25 protein-coding genes are annotated in these 24824 nt (G+C 62.7%); 16 read left to right on the forward strand and 9 right to left on the reverse strand.

The annotated features are described in order from the left end of the window. Positions 1–20: 20 nt before the first annotated feature. Together AC3WQS_RS15590 and AC3WQS_RS15595 are read right to left on the reverse strand one after the other, a co-directional pair. Positions 21–1322: a class I SAM-dependent methyltransferase gene (locus tag AC3WQS_RS15590; protein WP_003943932.1), complete on the reverse strand. Its 1302-nt coding sequence runs from the start codon at positions 1320–1322 to the stop codon at positions 21–23. After that, positions 1319–2722, reverse strand: a complete 1404-nt coding sequence (locus AC3WQS_RS15595; protein ID WP_483634433.1) for an FAD-binding protein — start codon at positions 2720–2722, stop codon at positions 1319–1321. The genes AC3WQS_RS15590 and AC3WQS_RS15595 overlap by 4 nt, the downstream gene beginning before the upstream one ends. 338 nt (positions 2723–3060) lie before the next feature. Here AC3WQS_RS15595 and AC3WQS_RS15600 point away from each other — a divergent pair, with 338 nt between their 5' ends. Then, positions 3061–3495: an SRPBCC family protein gene (locus AC3WQS_RS15600; protein WP_019746544.1), complete on the forward strand. Its 435-nt coding sequence runs from the start codon at positions 3061–3063 to the stop codon at positions 3493–3495. Between the two features lie 54 nt (positions 3496–3549). On the opposite strand, the gene AC3WQS_RS15605 is transcribed toward AC3WQS_RS15600, so the two are convergent. The 3 genes from AC3WQS_RS15605 to AC3WQS_RS15615 form a co-directional block, all read right to left on the reverse strand. Continuing rightward, a complete protein-coding gene (locus tag AC3WQS_RS15605; RefSeq protein WP_492713074.1) occupies positions 3550–5061 on the reverse strand; it encodes an alpha/beta hydrolase in 1512 nt (503 codons plus the stop codon). Next, positions 5061–5357, reverse strand: a complete 297-nt coding sequence (locus tag AC3WQS_RS15610; protein ID WP_021332904.1) for a hypothetical protein — start codon at positions 5355–5357, stop codon at positions 5061–5063. Before AC3WQS_RS15610 ends, AC3WQS_RS15605 begins: the two co-directional genes overlap by 1 nt. An 84-nt stretch (positions 5358–5441) precedes the next feature. After that, the gene (locus tag AC3WQS_RS15615; protein WP_492713073.1) at positions 5442–6242 is read right to left on the reverse strand and encodes an Rv3717 family N-acetylmuramoyl-L-alanine amidase; all 801 of its coding nucleotides are present in this window, start codon (positions 6240–6242) and stop codon (positions 5442–5444) included. Between the two features lie 109 nt (positions 6243–6351). On the opposite strand from AC3WQS_RS15615, the gene AC3WQS_RS15620 reads away from it, so the two are divergent. The 4 genes from AC3WQS_RS15620 to AC3WQS_RS15635 all read left to right on the forward strand — a co-directional run bounded on the left by AC3WQS_RS15620 (position 6352) and on the right by AC3WQS_RS15635 (position 9451). Next, positions 6352–6690: a YbaB/EbfC family nucleoid-associated protein gene (locus tag AC3WQS_RS15620; RefSeq protein ID WP_003943929.1), complete on the forward strand. Its 339-nt coding sequence runs from the start codon at positions 6352–6354 to the stop codon at positions 6688–6690. A 12-nt stretch (positions 6691–6702) separates the two neighbouring features. Next, a complete protein-coding gene (gene recR / locus AC3WQS_RS15625; RefSeq protein ID WP_003943917.1) occupies positions 6703–7323 on the forward strand; it encodes a recombination mediator RecR in 621 nt (206 codons plus the stop codon). Continuing rightward, entirely contained in the window at positions 7323–7892 is a 570-nt protein-coding gene (locus tag AC3WQS_RS15630; protein WP_007731538.1) for a TetR/AcrR family transcriptional regulator, read from the forward strand. Before recR ends, AC3WQS_RS15630 begins: the two co-directional genes overlap by 1 nt. Before the next feature lie 86 nt (positions 7893–7978). Then, complete coding sequence (locus tag AC3WQS_RS15635; protein ID WP_029254295.1) at positions 7979–9451, forward strand: MFS transporter; 1473 nt, start codon at positions 7979–7981, stop codon at positions 9449–9451. Here the strand turns inward: AC3WQS_RS15635 and AC3WQS_RS15640 are convergent. Further along, positions 9438–10151: a TetR/AcrR family transcriptional regulator gene (locus AC3WQS_RS15640; protein ID WP_182262141.1), complete on the reverse strand. Its 714-nt coding sequence runs from the start codon at positions 10149–10151 to the stop codon at positions 9438–9440. The two genes, AC3WQS_RS15635 and AC3WQS_RS15640, sit on opposite strands and share 14 nt — an antisense overlap. A gap of 65 nt (positions 10152–10216) precedes the next feature. Between AC3WQS_RS15640 and AC3WQS_RS15645 the strand changes: the two genes are divergently transcribed. The 11 genes from AC3WQS_RS15645 (at position 10217) to AC3WQS_RS15695 (ending at position 21834) form a co-directional block, all read left to right on the forward strand. Beyond that, the gene (locus tag AC3WQS_RS15645) at positions 10217–10795 is read left to right on the forward strand and encodes an FAS1-like dehydratase domain-containing protein (protein ID WP_029254297.1); all 579 of its coding nucleotides are present in this window, start codon (positions 10217–10219) and stop codon (positions 10793–10795) included. After that, positions 10792–11220, forward strand: a complete 429-nt coding sequence (locus AC3WQS_RS15650) for a Zn-ribbon domain-containing OB-fold protein (RefSeq protein ID WP_003943933.1) — start codon at positions 10792–10794, stop codon at positions 11218–11220. Before AC3WQS_RS15645 ends, AC3WQS_RS15650 begins: the two co-directional genes overlap by 4 nt. Beyond that, a complete protein-coding gene (locus tag AC3WQS_RS15655; RefSeq protein WP_021332909.1) occupies positions 11217–11630 on the forward strand; it encodes a hotdog family protein in 414 nt (137 codons plus the stop codon). The genes AC3WQS_RS15650 and AC3WQS_RS15655 overlap by 4 nt, the downstream gene beginning before the upstream one ends. After that, a complete protein-coding gene (locus AC3WQS_RS15660; RefSeq protein WP_020905910.1) occupies positions 11627–12808 on the forward strand; it encodes a lipid-transfer protein in 1182 nt (393 codons plus the stop codon). Before AC3WQS_RS15655 ends, AC3WQS_RS15660 begins: the two co-directional genes overlap by 4 nt. A gap of 32 nt (positions 12809–12840) precedes the next feature. Continuing rightward, positions 12841–14049 (forward strand): DegT/DnrJ/EryC1/StrS family aminotransferase, encoded by a 1209-nt coding sequence (locus tag AC3WQS_RS15665; RefSeq protein WP_445387573.1) that lies wholly within the window; start codon positions 12841–12843, stop codon positions 14047–14049. A gap of 1 nt (position 14050) precedes the next feature. Then, complete coding sequence (locus tag AC3WQS_RS15670) at positions 14051–14887, forward strand: SDR family NAD(P)-dependent oxidoreductase (protein ID WP_021332911.1); 837 nt, start codon at positions 14051–14053, stop codon at positions 14885–14887. After that, positions 14884–16014, forward strand: coding sequence for a steroid 3-ketoacyl-CoA thiolase (locus AC3WQS_RS15675; protein ID WP_019746555.1), 1131 nt, complete (start codon positions 14884–14886; stop codon positions 16012–16014). Before AC3WQS_RS15670 ends, AC3WQS_RS15675 begins: the two co-directional genes overlap by 4 nt. A gap of 27 nt (positions 16015–16041) precedes the next feature. After that, complete coding sequence (locus AC3WQS_RS15680) at positions 16042–18252, forward strand: acyl-CoA dehydrogenase family protein (protein ID WP_492713072.1); 2211 nt, start codon at positions 16042–16044, stop codon at positions 18250–18252. 17 nt (positions 18253–18269) lie between these two features. Then, entirely contained in the window at positions 18270–19475 is a 1206-nt protein-coding gene (locus AC3WQS_RS15685) for an acyl-CoA dehydrogenase family protein (protein WP_020905915.1), read from the forward strand. Position 19476: 1 nt separating this feature from the next. Next, a complete protein-coding gene (locus AC3WQS_RS15690) occupies positions 19477–20604 on the forward strand; it encodes an acyl-CoA dehydrogenase family protein (RefSeq protein WP_153211051.1) in 1128 nt (375 codons plus the stop codon). 66 nt (positions 20605–20670) lie between these two features. After that, positions 20671–21834: a low temperature requirement protein A gene (locus AC3WQS_RS15695; RefSeq protein ID WP_020905917.1), complete on the forward strand. Its 1164-nt coding sequence runs from the start codon at positions 20671–20673 to the stop codon at positions 21832–21834. Positions 21835–21840: 6 nt separating this feature from the next. Here the strand turns inward: AC3WQS_RS15695 and AC3WQS_RS15700 are convergent, their stop codons facing one another. Genes AC3WQS_RS15700 through AC3WQS_RS15710 form a run of 3 tightly spaced genes read right to left on the reverse strand, consistent with a single transcriptional unit; the run spans position 21841 to position 24767 of the window. Beyond that, positions 21841–22554 carry a type 1 glutamine amidotransferase gene (locus AC3WQS_RS15700; protein ID WP_019746560.1) on the reverse strand — a complete coding sequence of 238 codons (714 nt, stop codon included), beginning with the start codon at positions 22552–22554 and terminating at the stop codon, positions 21841–21843. After that, complete coding sequence (locus tag AC3WQS_RS15705; RefSeq protein ID WP_021332917.1) at positions 22547–23800, reverse strand: Mur ligase family protein; 1254 nt, start codon at positions 23798–23800, stop codon at positions 22547–22549. Before AC3WQS_RS15705 ends, AC3WQS_RS15700 begins: the two co-directional genes overlap by 8 nt. Positions 23801–23825: 25 nt before the next feature. After that, entirely contained in the window at positions 23826–24767 is a 942-nt protein-coding gene (locus AC3WQS_RS15710) for an EamA family transporter (RefSeq protein ID WP_020968225.1), read from the reverse strand. Between the last annotated feature and the right edge of the window lie 57 nt (positions 24768–24824).

Below are 24824 nucleotides of genomic sequence, written 5' to 3' on the forward strand. Positions count from 1 at the left end.
CTCACAGGGAGCGGAGCTCCCTAGGCCTTCCACCACGGGCGAAGCGGCACATGCGCCTCACCCTTGGGGCCGAGCTTGACGGCCAGAACCTGGTGCAGCTGAACGACATTGCGCTCGAACCCGAGTCGTGAGCCGGCCATGTACAGGCCCCAGACGCGTGCGGTTCCCTCGCCGACCTCGGCGACGCAGGCGTCCCAGTTGTCGACGAGGTTCTGGCACCATCCGGCGAGCGTCAGTGCGTAGTGCTCGCGCAGGTTCTCCTCGTGGCGCACCTCGAGACCGACGTTCTGGATCTCGGAGATGATGCGACCCGAACCGGTGAGCTCCCCGTCGGGGAAGACGTACCGATCGATGAATCCGCCTGCCTTTGCACTGCTTCGGTTGTCCGGACGGGTGATGCAGTGGTTGAGCAGACGCCCACCTTCACGCAGCTTGCCCTTGAGGAACTCGAAGTACGCCGGGTAGTTTCCGACGCCGATGTGCTCGGTCAGGCCGATGGAGGACACTGCGTCGAATCCGGTTTCGGCCACGTCGCGGTAGTCGGAGAAACGGACCTGGGCGAGATCGGCGAGGCCCTCGTCCTCGATGGCCTTCTGTGCCCAATCCGCTTGCTCGCGTGAGAGAGTCACGCCGATCACCTTGACGCCGCGTCGGGCCGCGTAGCGAACCATCGAGCCCCAGCCGCAACCGATGTCGAGAAGTCGATCACCCTTCTGGAGTCCGAGCTTCTCGAACACCAGGCGGTACTTGTTCTCCTGGGCTTCTTCGAGCGTCTGTTCCGCATTGTCGTAGGCGGCACAGGTGTACGTCATGGACGGGCCGAGGACGTACTCGTAGAAGGTGTTGGAGACGTCGTAATGGTGATGGATGACTTCGGCGTCACGAGTCTTGGAGTGACGCAGTCCTTCTGCGACGCGACGCCAGCGAGGAAGGTGTTCCTGGGGCGGCGGGGCGATGGGCCGCAACAGATCCCAGCCAAGTGAGCGGGTGATGCTGGCGAGTGTCAGTGCCGACGGGCGCTTGAGGTGGAGTTCGTCACCCATGATGCGCAGGATCTCGTACGGATCACCGGGGTGAACACCCTCGGCTTCGAGATCGCCGGAGACGTACGCGCGGGCCATGCCGAGATCGCCGGGCGCCGTTGCGAGATAAGTGGTTCCGCGAGTCGACTTGAGGTGCAGTCCGTAGTCGGCATCTTCGGGGCCGGCGGTGCTGCCGTCGTACGCGGTGAATCGAAGCGGCAGCATGCCGTCGGAAAGCGTCTCGAGAATCTCGGCAATAGAGAGCTTGTCCTGGCTTTTGGAGTCTTTGAACGTGGTCATTTACGTTGCACCGCCTTAGAAAATAGATCCAATAAACGGGATTTCGGGTCGTAGCGTTCCTTGAGTCCGATGTACCGGTCGCCGCCGTAGTACAGCTCCTCGAAGTCTTCCTTCGAGTAGTAGGAGTCGGAGTAGAGCGATTTGTGTCCGTCGAAATCGCTGACCTTTTCTTCGATCAGTCGATTTGCTGCCCCCTCGCGCTCGCCGGGAACGATCGGCACCGAAGACCAGAAGCCGATGTTGACGTAGGTGCGCTTGGGTTCGAGGGGGTAGAGGGGCCACGGCCGAGAAGCTGAGGCAGCGGCCGGGCTGGGCTCACGAAGACGCAACGGGCACAACCACAGTGGTTCGATCGGAATTTCCTCGAGGAACCAAGAGACGAAGTCCGCGGTTCGTTCGATGGGTACCTCGACGTCCTGGACGACGCGTTCGCGCGGGGGCTTGCCCTTGCGCTTTTCGAGGCGATCTCCGATGTCGTACTTGTGGTCGAGGGCGATCAGCTTCCAGTAGAAGCTGCTGCGCAGGTACTGCTTGGGCCAGAAGCGTCGAATCTTCGGGTTCTGTGCACCGAAAGCCCGTGAGCACCAGAACCAGTCGGTGTCCCAGCGCCACAGGTAGTCCCGAATGGTCAAGCGATCCGTCTTGGGCTGTGTGAGTGACGGATGCTGGATCGACCGGTAGAAGATGTCCTGGTCGGTGTAATCGCTGACCGGGCCTTCCTCGTCGGTTTGTACGCCGAGTGTGAGGTAGCTCTCGGAATCGGTGAAGACCACCCCGTCGAGATAGTCGACGGCGATCCCGTCGTACTCGCGCTCGGTGACGATGCGATCCATCGTTTCTTCGAGCTTCTTCAACGAATCGAAGCGCACGTGACGCAGGGCGACGTACTTCTTGACGGGTTCGAGTGCGATCTTCAATCGCGTCGAATAGCCAAGTGTGCCGTAGGAATTGGGGAAACCGAAGAACAGTTCGGCGTGTTCGCCGTCCGGCGTTGCGGTGATGATCTCGCCGCTGCCGGTCAGTACGTCGATTTCGAGCACCGACTCGTGTGGCAGGCCGTTGCGGAACGAGGTGGACTCGATGCCCAGGCCCGTCACCGCACCGCCCAGGGTGATGGTCTTGAGTTGAGGTACGACCATTGGCGCCAGACCGTAGGGCAGTGTCGCGTCGACGAGGTCTTCGTAGGTGCACATGCCGGCGACGTCGGCTGTGTGCGCCTGCGCATCGACGGCGATGACACCTGCCAGACCGCTGACGTCGAGGCCGGGGGCCGACGTCTTGGCGCGAGCGCGGAACAGATTGGATGTCTTCTTTGCCAGGCGTACAGAAGCATCGGCGGGAATGGCGCGGTATGACGCGAGTAGGCGTTCGACGCCTTCTCTGTGCTGCTCGAACCCCATTTCACGCGCAGCATCGGAACCCGGGCCTTGCTTTGTCCGGATTCGATCTAACTTCTGAACTACCCCATTGAACGAGAGAGTCACACCCTGACGCTATCGGTAGTTGCGTGTGCAAGCTATCCGGAGGGGTATTAATGCCCGAATTTGATCGAGTTGTTGCAATCGAACTCGGTAAATGCTCCGAGTGGTGAACCAGCTCACACGGAATGGGTAGATGGTCGAGATACCCGGGCGCAGCAGGCAGTATGGAAAGGAATATCTGCGCAGTTCGAGGTGCGGATTCGGGTAGTCATTCGCGGTATCGAGCCGCGTTGGTCGAGCAAGGAGACGTAGGGCATATGGGTCAGGTCAATGCAATGAGTTCGATAGTCGTCACAGCAGCACCCGACAAGGTGCTCGCGGCGCTCGCGGACTACGAGACGGTTCGCCCGCGGATCCTGTCCGAGCAGTACCTCGACTACAAGGTCGTCGAAGGCGGCCAGGGTGACGGCACCGTCGCGCAGTGGACGCTGAAGGCGACGGAAAAGCGCTCGCGCAACGTCAAGGCCACCGTTACGGTCGACGGCAACGTCATCACCGAGAAGGACGCGAACTCCAGCCTCGTCACCACCTGGACCGTTGCCCCCAACGGCACCGGAACGACGGTGACGACGCTCACCCAGTGGCAGGGTGCCACCGGTATCGGCGGATTCTTCGAGCGCACGTTCGCCCCGAAGGGTCTGCAGCGCATCCAGGCCCAGGTCCTGGACAACCTCAAGCGCGAACTCGTCTAACTGATCCTGCATCACCGAGATGGCGTCGTACCTTCACCGGTACGGCGCCTTCTTTCATGGGCCGGTAATGATCCGCCCCAATTCGGTGAGTGCGGGGTTTCCGCTTTCCCAGTAGTCGCTGTGAACTCCGAACCCAGGCTGCCCGGGTGATCCGGCGAATATCTGCGCGCCGAATTCCGGATCCGACGGGTCGAACCCGTGGACTCCGAGGATCTTGGGGATCAATTGGACCGGATCCCAGAAGGCCGTCGTCGAATGAACATGGCGCGCCACCTCGTCCGAGTCGACGCCGTCCAGGCTCAGTTCGTTCACGCGCTCGGCATCGACGCCCGGGCTTGCGACAAAAACCAGTTCGTCGACGTCGAGAGAAGCGCCACGGGTAGTCGCAGCACCGACGACGGTGCTGCCGTAGGAATGACCGATCACCACGTTGTGCGACGGCTGACCGTCATGCGAGGTTCGTAACCCGTCCTGGAAGCTGTCCAGCCTCGGTGCCGCGGAGTTGGCGTGCTGATCCGAGGCTGCATCGGGAATGCCTGGGGGAGCGTCGTATCCGGACCACAGGATCACTGATGTGGCTTCCGTTGGCGCCGCCCTCACCGCCGAGTCGTACATGGCCTTGGTTCGTTGCAGATCTCCGCCGACGCCCGACAGCCCGGAGCCGGTTCCGGGAACCAGTGTTGCGACGTTGTCGGCGGCATCGGGATTACCGACTGCCACTACGGCGTGCCCATCCGTGACCGAGAGAAGGAACGTGTCCGGTCGCAGTTCGCCGCGCACGGCCGTGTATCCGGCAGCTACCGTTCGATCCGGCAACTGCTCGAGCGCAGAGAGGTACCGCCGGTTGTAGTAGTCCCGGTCTAGAGCGGGAAGGCCGTCGCGGCTACCGATGGACGGATCCCACCTCGCCAACGCGTCTTTCTCGTTGGGAGTGAGCGATTCCCACAGTCGGTGTAGCTCCGTTGGTGTCCCGGGGAGTGTCGACCTCCCATCGATGATGTCGACGACAGTGCGGTTGAGGCGATCAGTCTGATTGCCAAGGAGTGATCCGATCTCCCGGAATGCCTCACCCAGAGCAGTCGCGGCCCGGTTTTCTTCATCGTCGAGTGCCGTCAATGCAGTGGAGATCCTCTGCTGAAAAATCTCTGCAGCCGTGGCGTTTTCGGAATCTTGCATGACGTCGGCCAGATTCCACGGCTGCTTCGTCTCAGGCGCCGATACAGCTCCACTGTCTGACACCGTCAAGCCGTGTTCGAGAGTCGCCTCCTCGACCAGGTCCAGAACTGATTTTCGCGCTGCACCGATCGTATTGGCTGCTCTGCCATATAGATCCGCAACTATGCGAACAGCAATCGACAGCCGCGACGAGGAAAGCGAGATGCCAGACCACTGCACTGCCGCCGCGCTCGACGCTTGTCCCTGCCAGAATTCGCGGACGCCGTCGATGCTGCGTCCGGCGTCATTGCCGAGAGCTTCGATCTGCCGGTCGATGTCGATCAGTTCCGAAGTGCTCGTGCGCAATTTCTCCGGTGACCATGTTCGAAGCTGAGAGACGGTGGGCTGCATCAGTAGGCTCCGCGCAGTTCGGACACCACTTCGCCCTCGGCAGCGTCGTACAGACGTGCTGCGGCAGCGGTTCCCGACGCCATGAGTCCCAATTGCGTAGCCAGGTGCCGGTACGCGTCGGCGATGACGCCGGCATTCCCAGTCGACACCGCCGCGACAGCGGACGAATTCAGGGCCGCCGCGGCTTCGAAAATCGGGCCGGCGGAATCGATCCCCGAGATCTGATCCGCAATTCGAGACAGATCAGCTGAAAGTTGCTGCAGAGCAGCGAAATCTACCTGAAGTATCGGCCCCATGGCAGAACCGTATCCAGGTGAGCTGGCTAGCGGGGCGGTGCCGACTTTCCTGTGGACAATCAGGATTTCTCCACAGAAGCCAGGTCAGGGGGTTGTCAGGAAGGCCGTGACTCCGCTGGTGACGGCGGCTGCATACTCCTGCTGACCGTCCGGGCTCGTCATGCGCGCTGCCTCGTCGGCATTTCGCATGTTGCCGAGTTCGACCAGAATCGACGGCCGCTGCGACAGATTGAGACCCGTCAGATCGGCGCGTGGCGCCAACCCGCCGTCACCGATGTAGGTCGACGGGGTGAGCCCGGCGGTGACGAGTGAGTCGCGCATGGTTTCGGCAAAGGCGACGGACGGGCCGGCCTGCACCGTATTCAGCGGGGGCGCGGAGTAGCAGACGTGGAAGCCCTCGGCCCCGGCCGCTGCGCCGTCCGCGTGAATGCTCACCACTACGTCGGCGCCGGAGGAATTGGCGGCTTCGGCACGTGCGTCGACGCATGATCCGACGCTGACGTCATCGGGTCGACTCAGGACGACAGTTGCGCCTTGTCCTTCGAGCTCGCTCTTGACCAGGCTCGCGACTTCCCAGTTGAAGGTGTGCTCGGGGAACCCGGCATCGGTGTTGGTGCCGGTGGTCTGGCAGTTCTTGGTGCCGCCGCGGCCCGTGGGGACCTGGGTGTTGATGCTGTCGTCGTTCGCCCCGCTGTGCCCGGGATCGAGGAAGACGACCTTGCCGGTGAGTGCAGCGGGGACGCCAGCGGCCACAGTGCTGAGCGGAGACACCTCGACCGAAGTCGTGGCCTCGGCAGTCTCGGTCGGAATCGTGCACGCAGCGCTCAGAAGCCCAGCCCCGACCACGGCGATCAGGGCAGTGGAGCGGAACACACGTGATGCCATGTTTGACCTACCTGACGGTTTTACGGTGTCTGACTGGTTCCGGCGCACCCGCTCACGGTAGCGCGCACCGACTACGCTGGTGGGGATAACTCTGTAGAAAGGACCGCTCGTGCAACCAGGTGGAGCACCCGACATGTCTGCTCTGTTGGCTCAGGCTCAGCAGATGCAGCAGCAATTGATGGCGGCGCAGCAGGAAATGGCTCAGGCCGAAGTGACCGGTCAGGCCGGTGGCGGACTGGTTGTCGCCACGGTCAAGGGCACCGGCGAGGTTGTCGGTCTGCAGATCGATCCCAAGGTCGTCGACCCCGAAGACGTCGAGACGCTGCAGGATCTGGTGATCGGCGCGATCGAGGACGCTTCGCGCAAAGCACAGGAAGTCGCTGCTGAGAAGCTCGGCCCGTTGGCCGGCGGACTCGGCGGAGGCCTTCCCGGTCTCCCCGGCTTCTAGAAACGAGAACGCGTGTACGAAGGTCCGGTTCAGGATCTGATCGACGAACTCGGGAAGCTTCCCGGAGTCGGGCCGAAGAGCGCTCAACGCATCGCTTTTCACCTGCTCTCCGTGGAGCCTCCCGAGATCGACCGTTTGAAAAATGCATTGCAGCGCATCCGTGACGGCGTTCAGTTCTGCACGGTGTGCGGAACTGTGTCCGATCAGGAGAAGTGCCGCATCTGCGCCGACGCGCGTCGCGATCGCACGGTGATCTGCGTCGTGGAGGAACCGAAGGACGTCCAGGCTGTCGAGCGCACCCGTGAGTTCAAGGGTCGCTACCACGTGCTCGGCGGTGCGCTCAATCCGCTCTCGGGGATCGGGCCGGACCAGTTGCGTATCCGGGAGTTGTTGGCTCGCATCGCAAATCAGGAGGACGGCGTCGACGTGTCCGAGGTCATCATCGCCACCGACCCCAACACGGAGGGTGAGGCGACAGCTACCTATCTCGTTCGCATGATGCGAGACATTCCGGGGCTGACGGTGTCTCGGTTGGCTTCGGGTCTTCCGATGGGTGGCGATCTCGAATTCGCAGACGAGTTGACGCTGGGTCGGGCATTGTCCGGCCGTCGTGAATTGTCGCGGAACGCTTGATGAGCGGCACGGAGCAAGGTCAGCAGGTGCGTCGTACGTCCGAGCAGACGCGTGCGCAGATCATCGCGTCGGCCGGGAAAGCATTCGCGACTCGGCCGTACCGCGAAATCACGCTCAAGGACATCGCCGAAGACGCAGGCGTCAGCGCTCCGCTGATCATCAAGTACTTCGGTTCCAAAGAGCAGTTGTACGACGAGTTGGTCGACTTCCGGGCAGCAGCGGTCACGGTCTTCGACGCCCCGAACGACTCGCTCGGCGAGCGCATGGTCTCGCTGTTCACCAAGCCGCTGGAGTCGTACAAGCCGCTGTCCATGAGCTTGTTGTTCATGAGTGGCGTCAGTGAAGAGAGCAACCGCAAGCTGCGCGAGAACTATTCGACGCAGATGATCGACACCCTCGCCGCTCGCCTGTCCGGCCCCGACGCGAGATTGCGCGCGGAACTGGCGATGTCGATGGTGGTCGGAGTGGCGATCATGCGCCGACGGATGATGGCCGGCCATGCCACCGGCACCCAGGACGAAGTGGTTGCGCTGTACGCACCACTTGTCCAAAAGCTACTCGACGGGTGAGCGGCATCACAATTCTTGCTTGGTAAATATCCGTTCACCTAATGTAGGTGAACGGATATTTACCTAGTGGGAACAGGCGGTGTGGGGTGACGACGCTCGACCGTCCGCCGGGCACGCCTGCAGCCACCACCCCCGACGCGAGTCCCGCGCAGCCGCGCTCCCGCTTTCTCTTCCCCATCGTTGTCGCCGCCGCCGTGTTCCAGGCTGTTCTGCAGACGGTCATCGTTCCACTGCTGCCGGAGTTGCCGCACTTCACCGGCGCTGGACGTACGGCGGTGTCCTGGCTGGTGACCGTCACGCTGCTGGTCGGCGCCGTCGTCACTCCCATCTTCGGCCGGCTCGCCGACATGTTCGGCAAGAAGAAGATGCTTCTGGTTGCCTTCTCGATGATGACTCTCGGCTCGATGTTGTGTGCGCTGTCGTCGGACATCGCTGTCCTCATCTTTGCGAGAGCGTTGCAGGGAGCTGGATCGGCGGTCATCCCCATCGGAATCTCCATGCTCCGTGACGAATTGCCACGCAACAAGGTCAACGGCGCAGTGGCCATGATGAGTTCGACGCTCGGCGTCGGAACCGCTTTGGGCATACCGTTTTCTGCGATGATCGCGCAGTACTCGAACTGGCACGTCCTGTTCTGGGTAACCACCGCCATCGGGCTGTCCGTGACGCTTGCTGCGGTGCTGTTCATTCGAGAGTCCGAGCCGAATCCGTCGGGAAGATTCGACGGCGTCGGGGCTGTCGGTCTGAGCGCCGCGATGATCGCTCTGCTCGTGCCGATCACTCAGGGGTCGAGTTGGGGATGGACCAGCGGAGCGGTGATCTCCATGCTGGCCGCGTCGGCGGTGCTGTTCACGCTCTGGGTAATTCAACAGCGGCGCAACGTCAATCCGCTGGTCGACGTCCGCGCTCTCGTGAAACGTGCGGTGTTGATCCCGCATCTGGCGGCTCTGCTGGTCGGGTTCGCATTTTTCGGGAACACACTGATCACTACACAACTGCTGCAGGGGATGAAGGGGCCGGGCGCCGGGTACGGCCTGTCGATCATCGCAGCAGCGCTCTGCCAAATTCCGGCGAGTATCGCGATGGTGCTGTTCTCACCGGTTGCGGTGCGGATCACCGACCGCTTCGGTTCACGGACCGCGATGTTGACCGGTGCCGTGTTCCTCGCCGGCGGGTACGGGATTCACGCCGTTGCCGGTAAGCCGCTGTGGGGAGTGGTTGCAGCACTGGGTATCACAGCAGTCGGGACCGCCATCGTCTACAGCACGCTCTCGCTGCTGATTCTGGTTGCCGTGCCCCGTCAGCGACTGGCTGCAGCCAACGGGGTGAACTCACTTCTGCGGACGTCCGGAAGCACGATCTGCAGCGCGACGGTGGCAACGATCCTCGCCGCGTTCGTGATCAGCGGTTCGGAACATTCCACGTCGTGGACCGGATTCTCCGTCGCCTACCTGGTGTGCGCGGGCTGCGCGGTGGTCGTATTCGCGGTGTCGATCCTGTTGCCGCAGGGGCGAACCCCGAAACATCTGGACCTGCCGGATCTCGTCAGGCGACCCTGAATCCCGAGAGGAAGAGTGTGATCATCAGATCCGCGAACTCTTCGGTGGTGTACTTCTGGCGGTCCGGCCAATGCGTGGTCGACCACAGGGTGTCGCGAACCGATCGATAGAAAATCTCGGGGGCCACGTCTCTGCGGAAGATTCCCTGATCGACGCCTTCGGCGATCGCTTTCATCCAGTGCTCGCGGACTTGGCGGGAAGGACCGTCGACGGATTGCAGGAGGTCGTTGTCGCGTAGATACGCCCGATCGTTCTGGTAGATCGCCGTCGGGTGCGGGTGCAGTTCGATGACGACCAGGGTCTCGCGGATCAGGCCGCGTAGGACGTCCTCGGGGTCGTTCGCCGTCTTCTCCACCTGATCGAAGCGGAGTTGAATGTCGGTGATGAAGCCGCGCATGAGCTCGGCGACTATCGCATTCTTCGACTTGAAGTAGTGGTAAAGGCTGCCCGAGAACACTCCAGCAGCGTCGCCGATCTCGCGAACGGTCGTGGTGGCGACACCCTTCCTGGCGAACAGCTCGGCTGAGCTCTCCAGGATCTTCTCCCGACGATCTGGTGATGCCACTGAAATCTCCACTGGTTGTCGGTCCTGCTCAGGGCAGGGTTTCGCGGGTGCCGGGCTGCCGGCGTCGAACGTAGCGCAATCCTGCCTGATGGCTCCGGCTCGAACCAATTCGTCGGTGAGATCGCGTGTTTCCACTTCCGGATTCCTATGCTAGCTTCAAAATCAAGCGCTTGCTCAACTTTCGTTCACGGAGGATTTCAGTGCAGAGCCTGCAGACGCAGTTTCCGAATTTCATCGGCGCAGAGGCCGAACCACCCCGCGTCGCCCGCTACGCCGTCAACGAGGCGATGATCCGCAACTGGGTCGAGGCACACGACGACCGCAACTCGATCTACGTCGACGCCGACGCTGCTCGCAGCACTGGCCGTCGAGACGTCGTCTGCCCACCCGCCATGATCTCGACCTGGGTGATGGCGGGCTACCGCCGCTATCGGCAGGTCCAACAACTTCGCGCCGACGGAGCCTCCGAGGATTTCGCCTATTCACGACTACTCGGGCTGTTGGACGAGGCCGGCTACACGTCCGTAGTCGCGACCAACGTCGAGCAGGAGTATTTCGCGGAGTTGAGTCCCGGAGACCACGTCACCGCATATTTCACCATCGAAGCGATCTCACCGTTCAAACAGACGGCTCTCGGTCACGGGTGCTTCATCACTCTGTTCAAGAAGTACGTGGACCAGGACGGAAAGACGCTGGTCGAAGAGCGCTTTCGACTGCTCAGATTCAAACCAGATACCCAGACAGATACCAAGCCCGAAGCCCAGGAGGTAATCGCATGAGCGAGACTGGCTCCCGCCACACCGCGGTGCCGAGACTCACCGTCACCGACGACAACGATTTCTTCTTCTCCGCGGCCAAAGAGGGTCGCCTCGAGATCCAACGGTGTGCGGATTGCAAGACACTGCGCCACCCGCCAGCGCCCGCCTGCCCGGAATGCCGCTCGTTCAGTTGGGACACAGTCGAATCCACGCGGCGATGCACGTTGCACAGCTTCACGGTCATTCATCACCCGAAGGATCCTGCCTTCGAGTACCCGCTCGCCGTCGGACTCGTCGATCTCGAAGAAGGGACGCGTCTGGTTGCCGACATCGCGGGCATCGATCACGAGGAACTCGAATTCGGTATGGAACTCGAAGTGGCGTTCTCCGAGCACGCCCACGGGGAGATGCTGCCGCAACTGAGGCGACGGGGATCGGCGCAATGACGAATCTTTTTGATTACGAGGTAGGTTCGGCCCTTCCCAGCCTCGAACTGCCGTTGGACCGAACGCTCATCGTCGCCACGGCGATCGCTTCTCAGGATTTCGAGGACGTGCATCACGATCCGGGCAAGGCGCAGGATCGCGGAACTCCCGACATCTTCATGAGCATCAACACCACCAACGGGCTCATCGACCGCTACATCACCGACTGGTCAGGCCCGGGATCGCGAATCGTCAAAACATCACTACGGCTTGGTGTTCCGAACTTTCCCGGAGACACCATGACATTGACCGGCAAGGTGATCGACTCCGACGGCCGGGCGCTCACCGTGACGGTTCTCGGCAAGAACGCTCGCGGAACGCACGTGACAGCCGACGTGACTCTCGAACCGGCGGAAAGGGTAATCGCATGACACGAGGATTTTCGAGGCAAGCCGCCATCGCCGGGATCGGCGCCACCGAGTTCTCCAAGAACTCCGGCCGCAGTGAATGGCAGTTGGCGTGCGAATCCGTGATCGCCGCGCTCGACGACGCTCACATCGAGGCAGAAGAGGTGAACGGATTTGCACTGTTCACCATGGAGAACAATCCCGAGATTGCGGTCGCACGCGCTCTCGGGATCCCGGAACTGACGTTCTTCAGTCGTATTCCACACGGCGGCGGCGGTGCCTGCGCACCGGTTCAACAAGCAGCGCTTGCCGTCGCCAGTGGTGTCGCCGACGTCGTGGTCGTCTACCGTGCCTTCAACGAAAGATCAGGTCACCGATTCGGCGCCGGGCCACCACCCTTTGCGTACAACGCGTCGACGGACCAGGAGTATCGGAACTGGATCAACCCGTACGGGCTTCTGACGCCGGCGCAGCAGGAAGCCTTCCTCGCCAAGCTCTACATGCACAAGTACGGGGCAACCAGCGCCGACTTCGGTCAGATCTCGGTTCTCTCACGCAAGCATGCCGCGAACAACCCGAAGGCCTGGTTCTACGAACGCCCGATCACCATCGAGGATCATCAGAACTCGCGCATGATCGCCGACCCCATCCGCCTGCTCGACTGCTGTCAGGAAAGTGACGGCGGACAGGCGCTGGTCATCGTCAGCGCGGAGCGCGCCCGCGACCTGCCGCACAAACCAGCGATCATCAGCGGTGCTGCGCAAGGTGTAGGTCCACAACAGATTTCGATGAGCAGCTACTACCGCGAAGACATCGACAGCATGCCGGAAGTCGAACTCGTGGCGCGCCAATTGTGGGACCAGGCCGGTATCGGCCCGGACGACATCGATGCCGCAATTCTCTACGACGCCTTCACCCCGATGGTTCTGCTTCAACTCGAGGAGTACGGATTCTGCGGTCGAGGCGAGGCAAAAGACTTCATCGCCGACGGCAATCTCGAGCTGGACGGTCGCCTGCCGATCAACACCCACGGCGGTCAACTCGGTGAGGGATACATCCACGGCGTCAACGGTATTGCCGAAGGTGTACGCCTGATCCGCGGCACTTCCACCAATCAACCCACCAAAACTCTGGACAACGTGCTCGTGACCGGCGGCTCTCCCGTCCCGCACAGTGCGCTCGTCCTCTCGGCAGATCGCTGAATCTGCCGCCAATTCGAGAAAGCAGGAACCAGATGAGTGAGCGGATCACCTACGCCAGGGCTACACACGGCGAGGAAGAAATACAGGCGGTTGTCGACGTCTTGCGCAGCGGGCATCAAGGATTGCGCATCGGCAAGAACGTCTTCGAGATGGAAGAACGTATCGCGGCCTTGGCAGGCAAGAGGTTCGGCGTCATGTGCAACTCGGGATCCTCGGGTTTGTACTTGGCAGTCGAGCTGCTCGGACTGCCTGCGGGAAGCGAGATCATCACGTCGCCGTTGACGTTCTCCACCGACATCGCACCGATCGTGCGTGCCGGTCTGGTGCCGGTGTTCGTGGACGTGGAACCCAACACGTTCAACGTCGACGTCACCAAGATCGAGGCAATGGTCACCGAAAAAACCGGTGCCATCCTCATGCCGAACCTCGCCGGCAACTGCCCGGACTGGGACGTCATTCGTGATATCGCTGATCGCAATGGACTCAAGGTGATCGAGGATTCGTGTGACGCGATCGGCGCCACGCTCCGCGGTACTCCCACCGGGTCTCGGGCGGACATCGTCGTCACCAGTTTCTCGATGGCACACATCATCACGTGCGCGGGAACCGGTGGAATGGTGTGCGTCGACGATGAAGCCAGCCGCGACAAGGCTTTGCTGCTTCGCCGCTGGGGCCGTCGCAGCGAGCCGAACCTGTTCGGTAGCACCAAATCCGGCCGAGTCTTCCGTGAAGAACTCGACGGCGTCGACTACGACAACGACTTCATCTTCGAGCTCATGTCATGGAACTTCGAGCCCTCCGAACTCGGCGCAGCTTACGGAGTCGTGCAGCTCGACAAGCTGGAAGAGAACTACAAGACGCGTAAGGCAACGTTTGCGGCCTTCACGGCGGCATACGGCGCCCATCCTGAATTCTTCACGACGCCGGTAGAACTCGACGGTCTCGACACGGCGTGGCTGTGTTACCCGGTGATGATCAACGAGAACGCCCCCTTCACGCGCAGCGACCTGCAGGAAGCCATCGAGGCCGACGGTATCGACACACGAACTGTGTGGAGCGGCAACGTCACTCGTCACCCGATGATGAACAACATCGAGTTCCGTCAGCCGGCCGAAGGATTGCCGGAAGCCGACGCGGTTTTCGCCCGAGGAATGACACTCGGCATGAGTCACGGCCTGCGTGAAGACGAAGTTGCCCGGATCGCGGAGAGCATCAATCGCTTCGCCTCGAAGTTCAAATAGCATGACGAGGCGCTTTGACGGCCGCCGAGCGCTTGTCACCGGTTCCAGTCGCGGAATCGGTGCGGGCGTCGCAGAGCGACTGGCAGCCGAGGGTGCCGACGTCGCCCTCGTGGCTCGGACGCTCGGCACGCATGCAACCCTGCCGGGCAGTCTCGAAGAGACTGCGGCTCGAATTGCCAAGTACGGAACCAAAGTCGAGATAGTTGTCGCAGATCTGACGGACGAGCAGCAGCGCGACACGGTGGTGCCGCTGGCGATCGAGAAGCTTGGCGGGACGATCGACATCCTGGTGAACAACGCGGCAGCGGCGATCTATCAGCCGCTGTCGGATTACCCACTGCGGCGGCGACGTTTGATGTTCGAGGCAAATGTCCATGCACCGCTCGATCTGATGCAAGCCGTGGTGCCGGGGATGGTGGCAAACGGATACGGCTGGATCGTGAACGTGTCCAGCGGCACCGTCAAACCGTGGCATGGCCCGCCGTTCACGTGGGTCGAACCGGGAACTGCCATGACCGTGTACGGCGCGTCCAAAGCAGCGCTCAACAGGATGAGCAACGGCATGGGCGTGGAACTTTACGGCCAGGGGGTTCGCGTCAACACGGTTCAACCGCGGGCAGCGGTGCTCAGTGAGGGCGCCAAAGTCCTGGTCGGTGAGACTATCCGGCCGGATCAGGTCGAATCTATGGAAGAAATGGTGGAAGCGGTCACAGCGCTGTGTGATTGCGACACCGAGTTCACCGCGCGCTCGAGCGTCAGCTTGGACCTGATCGACGAGTGGTCCCTGACCGTACGCGGTCTGGACGGAACGGCACTACGAACCGAGGAGTTGGCATGAAGCCCGTCATCGTGGACGCAGCACGAACGCCGTTCGGCAAGCGTGAGGGTTGGCTGTCCGGAGTCCACGCGGCGGAACTGTTGGGTTATGCGCAGAGAGGCGTGCTGGATCGGGTGGGCGTGGATCCTGACGCGGTCGACCAGGTCATCGGCGGCTGTGTGACGCCTCTCGGTGAGCAGTTCGGAAACATCGTGCGTACGTCCTGGATGCATGCGGGCCTTCCGTTGAAAGCGGGCTGCACCACGATCGACGCGCAGTGCGGAACTGCACAGCAGTCGGTGCAGTTGATCGCCGGGCAGATTGCCATCGGTGCAGTCGACGTGGGTGTGGCGTGCGGTGTCGAGTTGATGTCCCGAGCTCCGTTGACGTACAAGGTGGGTACCGGCCTGGGAACACCACGTCCGGAGTCGTGGTCACTCGATACCGTCGACCAGTACACCGCGGCCGATCGGATTGCTGTCAAGCGCGGTTTCAGCCGCGAGGATCTCGACGCCTTCGGGCTACGCTCGCAGCAGCGGGCGGCGGCGGCGTGGGAGGCAGGCCGATTCGACTCGCACATCATCGATGTGGTCGCTCCGGGCTCTGACGTTCCGGTTCATCGGGATCAGGGTCTGCGCGAATCGAGTCTCGAAGGGCTCGCGAAGCTGCGCACCGTTCAAGAGGGCGGATTGCACACCGCTGGAACGTCTTCGCAGGTCTCGGACGGTGCGAGTGCAGCTCTGCTGATGTCAGAGGAGCGAGCCAAGGCCCTCGGCGTGCGGCCACGGGCAAAGATACTGGCGCAGTGCGTCATCGGCGGTGACACCGAGTTCATGCTCGACGGTCCCGTCGACGCGGCAAACATCGTGCTCGGACGCGCCGGTCTGACAATCGACGACATCGATCTGTTCGAGGTCAACGAGGCATTTGCTTCGGTACCGATGTCGTTCGCGCAGGTTCACGGCGTCGATCCCGAATTGCTGAACGTCAACGGTGGTGCAATCGCACTGGGCCACCCGGCCGGTGCAACCGGAATCAGACTGTTGGCCAATGTCATCGACGAACTGGAACGCCGGAACAAGTCCATCGCACTGATCGCGATCTGCGCGTCCGCCGCAACCACCTGCCTGATTCTCGAACGCATCTGACAAGAACCGAAGATTGAGGAACCTGCCATGGCACTACCCCTGCTCGAAGATCACCGTGACCTGGCGGAAGCGGTAGCCGCATTCGCGAACCGCTTCGGTGGAATCGCCGATACCCGGAGCAACGTCAAGAGGTACGCCGCCGGTGATCGGCCGGACTCGTGGGATGGGTTGGTCCGTCAGGGCCTGCACGCAGTGCACCTGCCGGAGCAGTACGGCGGTGACGGGGCGGGTCTTGCCGAACTTGCAGTGGTAGTCGAGCAATTGGGTGATGCGCTCTATCCGGGACCGTACGTTCCGACGGTCATCGCCAGTGGGATTCTCGCAACAGTTGCGGGCCCGGCTGCGGAAACAATGCTGACCGAATTGGCCGCCGGTGCAACCGGAGCAGTCTGCACCGGAACGAGATTGCGCGCGGCTCGCAGCGACGCTGGGTGGACAGTGAGCGGTTCTGCCGACCCAGCTCTAGGTCTGCCCGGAGCTGATGTCGTTCTCGTGCGGGCGAACAGCGAAGACGGCGAGTTGTGGTTCCGGCTCGAACCGTCGACTTCCGCTGCGGTGGTGATCGAAGACGGGGTGGATCTGACACGGTCGATCGGAACACTGACGTTGACCGATCACCAGGTCGAGGCTGGGCTGATCGTCGACGGCCTCCAGGCGCACCGAACCGAACTGATCGTCAACACGGTGTTGGCTGCGGAGGCGAGCGGTATCGCCGGGTGGGCGCTACGGACCGCAGTCGACTATGTGAAGTCCCGGCAGCAGTTCGGCCGTCCGGTCGGAAGCTTCCAGGCAGTTCAGCACAAGGCGGCCATGATGCTGGTCCGCTCCGAGATTGCCTGTGCCGCAGCGTGGGACGCCGCTCGATCCGAAGACCACGACGAGGATCAGCAGAAACTTGTCTCGGCTCAAGCTGCGTTGGCCGCTTTGCCCGTCGGCATCGAGAACGCCCTCGAATGTGTAACTTTGCTCGGCGGAATCGGATTCACCTGGGAGCATGACGCGCATCTGTACTGGCGCCGGGCGATCAGTATCGCGGCAGTGGCGGGTTCCGAGGTGAAGTGGGCACACACATTGGGAGACCGGTCCGCCGAGTCGGAACGGGATTTCTCCTTTGTCGACCCGGAAATGCTGCCGGAGTTACGAGAGCAGGTTCGGAGGGTTCTGGACGAGGTTGCGCTGCTGCCTGACGACGGAACCACCAGCGCGAGTTGGGCGCCGGCCAAGGGGAGCGCTCGACGCGCCCGATTTGCCGACGCCAAACTGGTTGCCCCGCACTATCGGGCGCCGTACGGGCTGGGAGCGGGACCGAGGGAACAGGCCGTCATCGCACATGAATTCGCGATGCGAGGTTGGGCTCAACCGTCCACGGTGATCGGGGAATGGGTGCTGCCCACGATTCTCGAACACGGCAACGCCGAGCAGCAGGACAGGTTCGTCGAGCCTTCGCTGCGTGCCGACATCATCTGGTGCCAGCTGTTCAGTGAGCCGGGCGCGGGATCAGACCTGGCCGGTCTGAGCACGAAAGCGCGCAAGGTCGACGGTGGCTGGGTCCTGTCAGGTCAGAAAGTGTGGAACTCGGGTGCGCACGAGGCAGATTGGGGAGTATGCCTGGCGCGTTCCGACGCGGACGCTCCGAAACATCTTGGGCTGTCGTACTTCCTGGTCGACATGACCTCGAAGGGCGTCGACGTACGCCCGCTGAAGCAAGCCACCGGCAAGTCGGAATTCAACGAGGTATTCCTCGACGACGTCTTCGTGCCGGACGACTGCCTGGTGGCCGAACCTGGGCAAGGGTGGAAACTGGCTGCGACAACGCTGTCCAACGAACGCTTGAGCATGGGCAGCACGCTGCACCACGGTTCGAGTCGGTTGTTCCGTCAGGTGATTGCCGACGCGAGCCACGACTGCCCCCGCGAAGACGCAGTGGAAGGCCTCGGCCGCAGTATCTCTCGTGAGTTGGCACTGTCCGCGATGAATCTGCGCGGAGTGTCGGCGCGACTGGCGGGTCAGGAACCGGGCGCCGAGATCAGCGTGTCGAAGGTGTACAACGCCCTGGCGCAGCGCGAGGGCTCGCGGGACCTGTTGCGACTGCTCGGACCGCGCGCCGCAGTTGTCGACCCGTCGGCGAACTACGCAATAGACCACATCGGACTTCCCTCGATTCTGTTCGGCGGCGGAACCGTCGAAATCCAACTCAACGTCATCGCGCAGCGCGTACTCGGCCTGCCGCGTTCGTAGATCTTAGGAGCTTCACCATGTACTTGGATTTGTCGGAGGAGTCGAAGACTCTGCGCAAGGAATTGCGCGCATACTTCGCAGAGATCATCAACGACGAAGACCGCCGTGCTCTCGTGGATCAGACCGAAGGCGGCCCCGTCTTCGATCGCATCCTGCGCCGGATGGGTAAAGACGGTTGGCTGGGCTTGGGGTGGCCGGAGGAATTCGGCGGTCGGGGTGAGAACCCCGAAGCTCTGTATGTGTTCTACGACGAAGTGATTCGCGCGAATGCGCCGCTGTCACTGGTCACGCTGAACACCGTCGGACCCGCTCTGATCAAGCACGGGACGCAAGCTCAGAAGGACTTCTTCCTGCGTCCGATCCTGGCGGGTGAATTGATCTTTGCCATCGGCTACACCGAACCCAATGCGGGCACCGATCTCGCGGCACTCGAAACACGCGCCCGCATCGAGGGCGACGAGCTTGTCATCAACGGCAACAAGATCTTCACCAGCGCCGGTGTGTTTGCCGACTGGGTCTGGCTTGCCGTTCGCACCGATCCTGACGCGCCGACGCATCAGGGCATTTCCGTGGTCCTGGTACCGACCAATTCGCCGGGGTTCTCGGTCACCGAAATTCACACCGTGGGCGGAATCAGCACTTCGGCAACCTATTACGAAGATGTTCGGGTGCCGATCAGCAATGTCGTCGGTGAGCTCAATCAGGGGTGGAAGCTCATCACCAACCAGCTCAACCACGAACGTGTTGCCCTGGCAGCACGCGGTGGCATCGCCAACGAGCTCTTCGCCGAGGTGGTCGAGTGGGCAAAGACAGAACCCGCCGGTGACGGCCACGTCTACGACATCGGCTGGGTACGTGAGAAATTGGCGGAAGTCTACGCGCTGCTCAGCGCCGCCGACCTGATGAACCTGCGACTGGTGGCGGACGTCGCCGCCAACACCTTGGGCGGCGGGGATTCGGCCGCGGCCAAGATCTTCGGTACCGAAGCCGTCGTCAGTGCGTACGGCATGCTGCAGGAAGTGCTGGGTGCCAAGGGCTTACTGCGCCCCGGTACACCCGGAGCGGTACTGGAAGGGCGGGTCGAGAACCTGGGTCGGCGCGCCCAGAACAACACCTTCGGTGGTGGTACCAACGAAGTGATGCGTGAAATTGTCGCCGCAAAATGCCTGGGCATGGCGCTTGCTGCGCGTCGCCGGCCCGCTGCACAGAACGAAAAGAGCTGACATGGAATTCGAATTCGACGACAACTTGTCCGCCGTGCGGGATCTGAGTGAATCGATCTTCTCGGCGAAGTCCGGAGTGGACCGACTGCGGGAAGTGGAGAGCACCAGCGGTTTCGACGCCGAACTGTGGAAGCTCCTCGCCGACTCCGACGTTCTGGGAATCGCTCTGCCGGAAGAGGTCGGGGGAGCAGGACTCGGAATGCTCGGCCTGGCCGCGGTGCTCGAACAACAGGGCCGCCGGGTCGCCCAGGTGCCGCTCTGGTCGGTGATTTCCACGGCGGCGCTGCCGATTTCCGAGTTCGGCAGCACGGAGCAGAAAGCGTCGTGGCTTCCGGGACTGCTCGACGGCTCGGTGATCGTCACCGGCGCATTCGACACCGGCTACAACGCCGAGACGGCGGTTCGCGCCGAACCGGCGCCTGACGGTTGGGTTCTGTCAGGCCACGTCGACTCCGTGCCTGCCGCGGAGTTCGCGGCCGCGCTGGTCGTTCCGGTGACGATGCCGGACGGCAGTGTCAGCGTCATGATCGTGCCCACGGACCGGGACGCGCTGGTGCGTACACCGCTTGCGGTGACGAACCGCGAGAGCAACAGCGCTGTGCAGTTCGACGGGGTTGCGGTTACTGCAGCTGACGCACTTCCCGCAGACGGCGCGGTGGTTCGAGACTGGACGTTGCGGCGTGCACGGGTGGCTCTTGCGGCCCTGGCTACCGGCGTCTGCGAGGAAGCGCTGGGGATGACGGCGAAATACACCTCCGAGCGAGTGCAATTCGGTCGTCCACTCTCGACCAACCAGGCAGTTGCCGTCCGGGCCGCCGACGCGTACCTCGACACCGAGAGCACAAGGTTGACCACGCACCGCGCTGCCTGGCTGATGGACAGCGGAGTCGAGAGTGAAGCGGAAGCAGCGGCGCTGGTCGCCAAATGGTGGGCGTCGCGCGGCGGCCTGCGTGTGGTGCACGCGACCCAGCACCTGCACGGCGGAATCGGCGCGGACGTCGACTACCCGATTCACCGCTATTTCCTGTGGGGACGGCAGATCGCCTTCACCTTGGGGAGCGCGGGGGCGATAGGCGCCGAACTCGCCGATCAGTTGGAAATCCGAGCCCAGATCGGGGCGTCGGCGTGAATATCTGAGACGACAGGTTGCAGCCACGGGCAGCGCGTCGGCAATCATCGCGCTACTCTGCCCTTCGTGAATCGCACCAGTTCGTTCATCCGGCCGTTGGTTCCGCGGGATCCGCACGAGCCGCATCGGGTGGCGACGCCGCTCGAGCTGCTCACCGACCTCTGCTTCGTCGTGGCGGTCGCTCAAGCGGCCACCGGTCTGCACCACGCGATCAGCGAAGGGCACGCGGCTTCGGGCGTCGGGCACTTCGCGATGGCATTCTTCGCGATCTGGTGGACGTGGCTGAACTTCACGTGGTTCACCTCGGCGTACGACAACGACGACGGAATCGCCCGGCTGCTGACCATCTTCCAGATCCTCGGATCGCTGGTCCTTGCCGCCGGCATCGTCCGCTTCTTCAACGACGACGCCCTGCTCATCATCGTCGGCTACGTCATCATGCGAATAGCCCTGGTCATCCAATGGCTCAGGGTGTCGCGGAACGACCCCGAACATGCGCTCACGGCTCGTCGATACGCTCTCGGAATCGTGTTGGTCCAGATCGGTTGGATCGGTTTCTACTTCGTTCCATCCGCCATTTACGTCCCGACGTTCCTGGTGTTGGTTCTGTGCGAATTCGCGGTACCGATCTGGTCGGAGAAGCCGGGCATGACGCCGTGGCACCCGCATCACATCGCGGAGCGGTACTCGTTGTTCTTCATCATCGTTCTGGGCGAGACGATCCTCTCGACCACCATCGCGATTCAGGACGCGGTCGACGGTGAGCATCCGGCAGCGCAGGTCACCTACGTCGTGATCGGCGGCATTCTGATTGTCTTCAGCCTGTGGTGGCTCTACTTCCAACGCAATGCAGGCGAAGTGATCGGCGGTGACAACGTCTCACCCTTCGTCTGGGGGTTCGGTCACTACTTCATCTTCGCCGCCGCTGCCGCCATCGGTGCGGGGTTGGCCTCGCGCGTCGACTTCTGGACTCATCACGGTGACGGCAGCGCGTTGGTGACGGGTGCTGCCGTCACCGTTCCGGTCGCGGTCATCCTTGCCGCCCTGTGGTTCATCCACATTCGACTACATGACTCCTCGGTACGCACCCTCATGCCGTTCTCGGTCGCGATCGTCGTCGTGCTCGGTGGTACCTACACCGCGGTGCCCGAACTGGTCGCGGGGCTGGCCTGCGCCGCGCTGTTGGCCGTGGAACTGGTTCTGACCGAGGGGAAATCCGAAACTGTCTGAACCGGGTCAGCGAATCGCGAGTCGTTCCTTGCGAAGCTTGTCGACCTCGGGCAGATGCAGGGGTTCGAGTTCGTTCACACCCAAGGCCCGCATGAGCAGGAGGTCCGCGAGTTCCGGATTCCGGGCCAAGGCGGGTCCGTGCATGTACGTCCCGATCACCGAACCCTGTACGACGCCTTCGAATCCGTCACCGACGCCGTTTCCGACACCATGGGTGACACGTGCGAATCCAGAGGCTGAGCTACCCAGAGTTGTTCCGCCGCGGTGATTCTCGAAACCTGAGAGAGGCGCGGTGAGCCCGTCGATCAAGGGCTTCGTGATGACCTCGCCGATGGAACGCTTCTCCTGCGGAGAGGTCGTGACGTCGAGCATCGAGACACCGTCGACGCGTTCGCCGCTGGAGGTTTCGTACCAGTTGCCGAGCACCTGAATGGCAGCGCAGATCGCCAGAACCGGTGCGCCGCGCTCGGCGGCGCGTTGCAGGCCAGGGTATTTCGCGAGATGGCGCGTTGCGAGTCGCTGAGCGGAATCCTCGGCGCCACCCAATGTGTACACGTCGAGCGAGTCGGGGACCGGATCGCTCAAGGTGATGTCCACGATTTCGGCGTCGTAGCCGCGCATCCGCAGACGCTGACGCAGGATCAGGGCATTGCCGCCGTCGCCGTAGGTGCCCATGACGTCGGGGAGAACCAGTCCGATGCGAATTGTCGAGTCAGACATTGCGAGACTCCTTCGCGATGGCGGTGTTGAGGTCACGGAAGGCTGTGTAGTTCGCCAGTACCTCCACGCGTCCGGGAGGGCAGGAAGCGATGGCGCGCAACGGATCCGGATCGAGGGTGTGCTCGACGCCTGCGTACGTGAGGCGAACGGCGAGATCGGTTCCGCGTTCGCCGGCGGCCACTACCTTGACGCCTTCGAAGTGTTCGAACTTCACGTCCCACAGCCAGGAGAGGTCCTCGCCGTCCGGCACCTGACCGTTCACCGCGATGACCAGTCCGTCCACCGTGGGATCGATCATCGACAGCGCTTCCTGCCAACCGGCGGGATTCTTCGCGAGCAGCATGTGGACGGAGTGCGGTCCGACCTCGACGGTGCTGTAGCGGCCGGCGACTTCCTGGACCGTCGACGCGGCGGCAACTGCCCCGACCGGATCTGCGCCCAAAGCCGCCGCTGCCGCTACGGCCTGAGCGGCGTTACCGCGGTTGGCTTTTCCGGGGAGAGTCAACGTCATCGGAATCTTCAGGCCGTCGGGGCCGTAGAGATTGTCGTCGTCGAGCCACCAGGTCGGCTCGGGCCGCGCGAAGTCGGAACCGGTACTGCGCCAGTGCTTTCCCTCCCACACGATGGGTTCACCGGTGCGCGGGCAGCTGACGGAATCGCCGGCCCAGCCGCCGCCGGCAGCAACCCACACGACGTTGGTGGCGTCGTATGCCACGGAGGTGACCAGTACGTCATCGCAGTTGGCGACGATCACCGCGTTCGGATGCGCATTGACGCACGCGCGGAGCTTCCGCTCGATCATGTTGATCTCGCCGACCCGGTCGAGCTGATCGCGGCTGAGATTGAGCAGCACGATCACTTCCGGGTTCACGGCGTCGGCTACGTGGGGGACGTGCAGTTCGTCGACCTCGAGTGCTGCCAGCGTTGCGTCCGTACGCGCGGCCAGAGCGGCCACGATCCCGGCATCCATGTTGGCGCCGTCGGCCTGCGTGGCGACGTCACCGAGTGTCGCGAGCGCTGCGGCGGTCATACGCGTGGTCGTCGACTTGCCGTTGGTGCCCGTGACCACGACGGTGCGCTTGCCGCGTCCGAGCTGAGTCATGAGCGTCGGGTCGATCTTGAGGGCGATCAACCCGCCGATCATCGAACCCTTGCCGCGACCGGCCTTCTGCGATGCCCAAGATGCTGCTGCGGCAGCTCGCATGGCGAGCTTTCCGCGCACTGTGATCGATAGTCCAGTTCCCACGGCCCGAGTTTGGCACAGGGCATCGTCAGACGCCGAGTCGCGCCGGTGGTGAGGCTGCAGGTGTGTCCGAGAAAACAGTGTTCGCGGGCTTGCGCCTCATCTGTGCGGCACTCGCTCCGGCGATCACGATGACTGCCCCGACCAGGGACAACGGGCTCGGATCCTCGTGCAGGAACAGCCAGGATGCGCCGATTCCCACTACCGGTACCAGCAAGGAGAGCGGCGCCACCATGCCGGCGGGATAGCGGCCCATGAGCATCGTCCAGAGCCCGGATCCGGCGATGGTGCCGAGCAGAATGATGTAGGCCAGCCCGACCAGTGACGGCCAGGCGTCGGCGCTGAACGCGGTGCCGAGCGCGTGCCATCCGGCGGTGGGGCCTTCGACCACCGCTGACAGGGCGAGCATCGGCAACGGCGGGATGACGCACATCCACAGCATCAAGCGCATCGGTGCGGGCTCGCCGACGGTGTTCGCCGCGGCCAAGCGGCTGCCGAGATTGCCGAACGCCCAGGACAGGCCGCCGAGGAGCGTGAGGATCACGGGCAGCAGTGCCGCGTGGTGTGAACGGTCCCAGCCGATCAACGACATACCGACTACGGCGACGGCGATCCCGGAGACCTGCCAGACGCTGAGCTTCTCGCGGAGCAGGAACGCGCCGAGTAGGACGGTGAACGGCGCGGACGACTGCAGGACCAGTGATGCGAGACCTGTCGGCATCCCCGAATGCATCGCCCAGAAGAGGAAGACGAACTGGCCGAATCCGAAACCGAATCCGTAGAGCAGCAACCAACGGAGCGGTACCTGCGGACGCGGCACGAAGATGACCACCGGAATCGCGATGATCAGAAACCGGAGTGCAGCGAAGAAGAACGGCGGGAAATGATCCAGGCCGACGCGAATGGCCAGGAAGTTCAGACCCCACAAGACGATCACGGTCAGGCCGAGGAGACGGTCGCGGGGAGTCATGACGTTAATCGTGAGCCGTACGAAGCATCAGAACAAGCGAATATAGATGCACTATCC

The sequence above is a fragment of the Rhodococcus sp. FW305-130 genome, assembly GCF_058788335.1.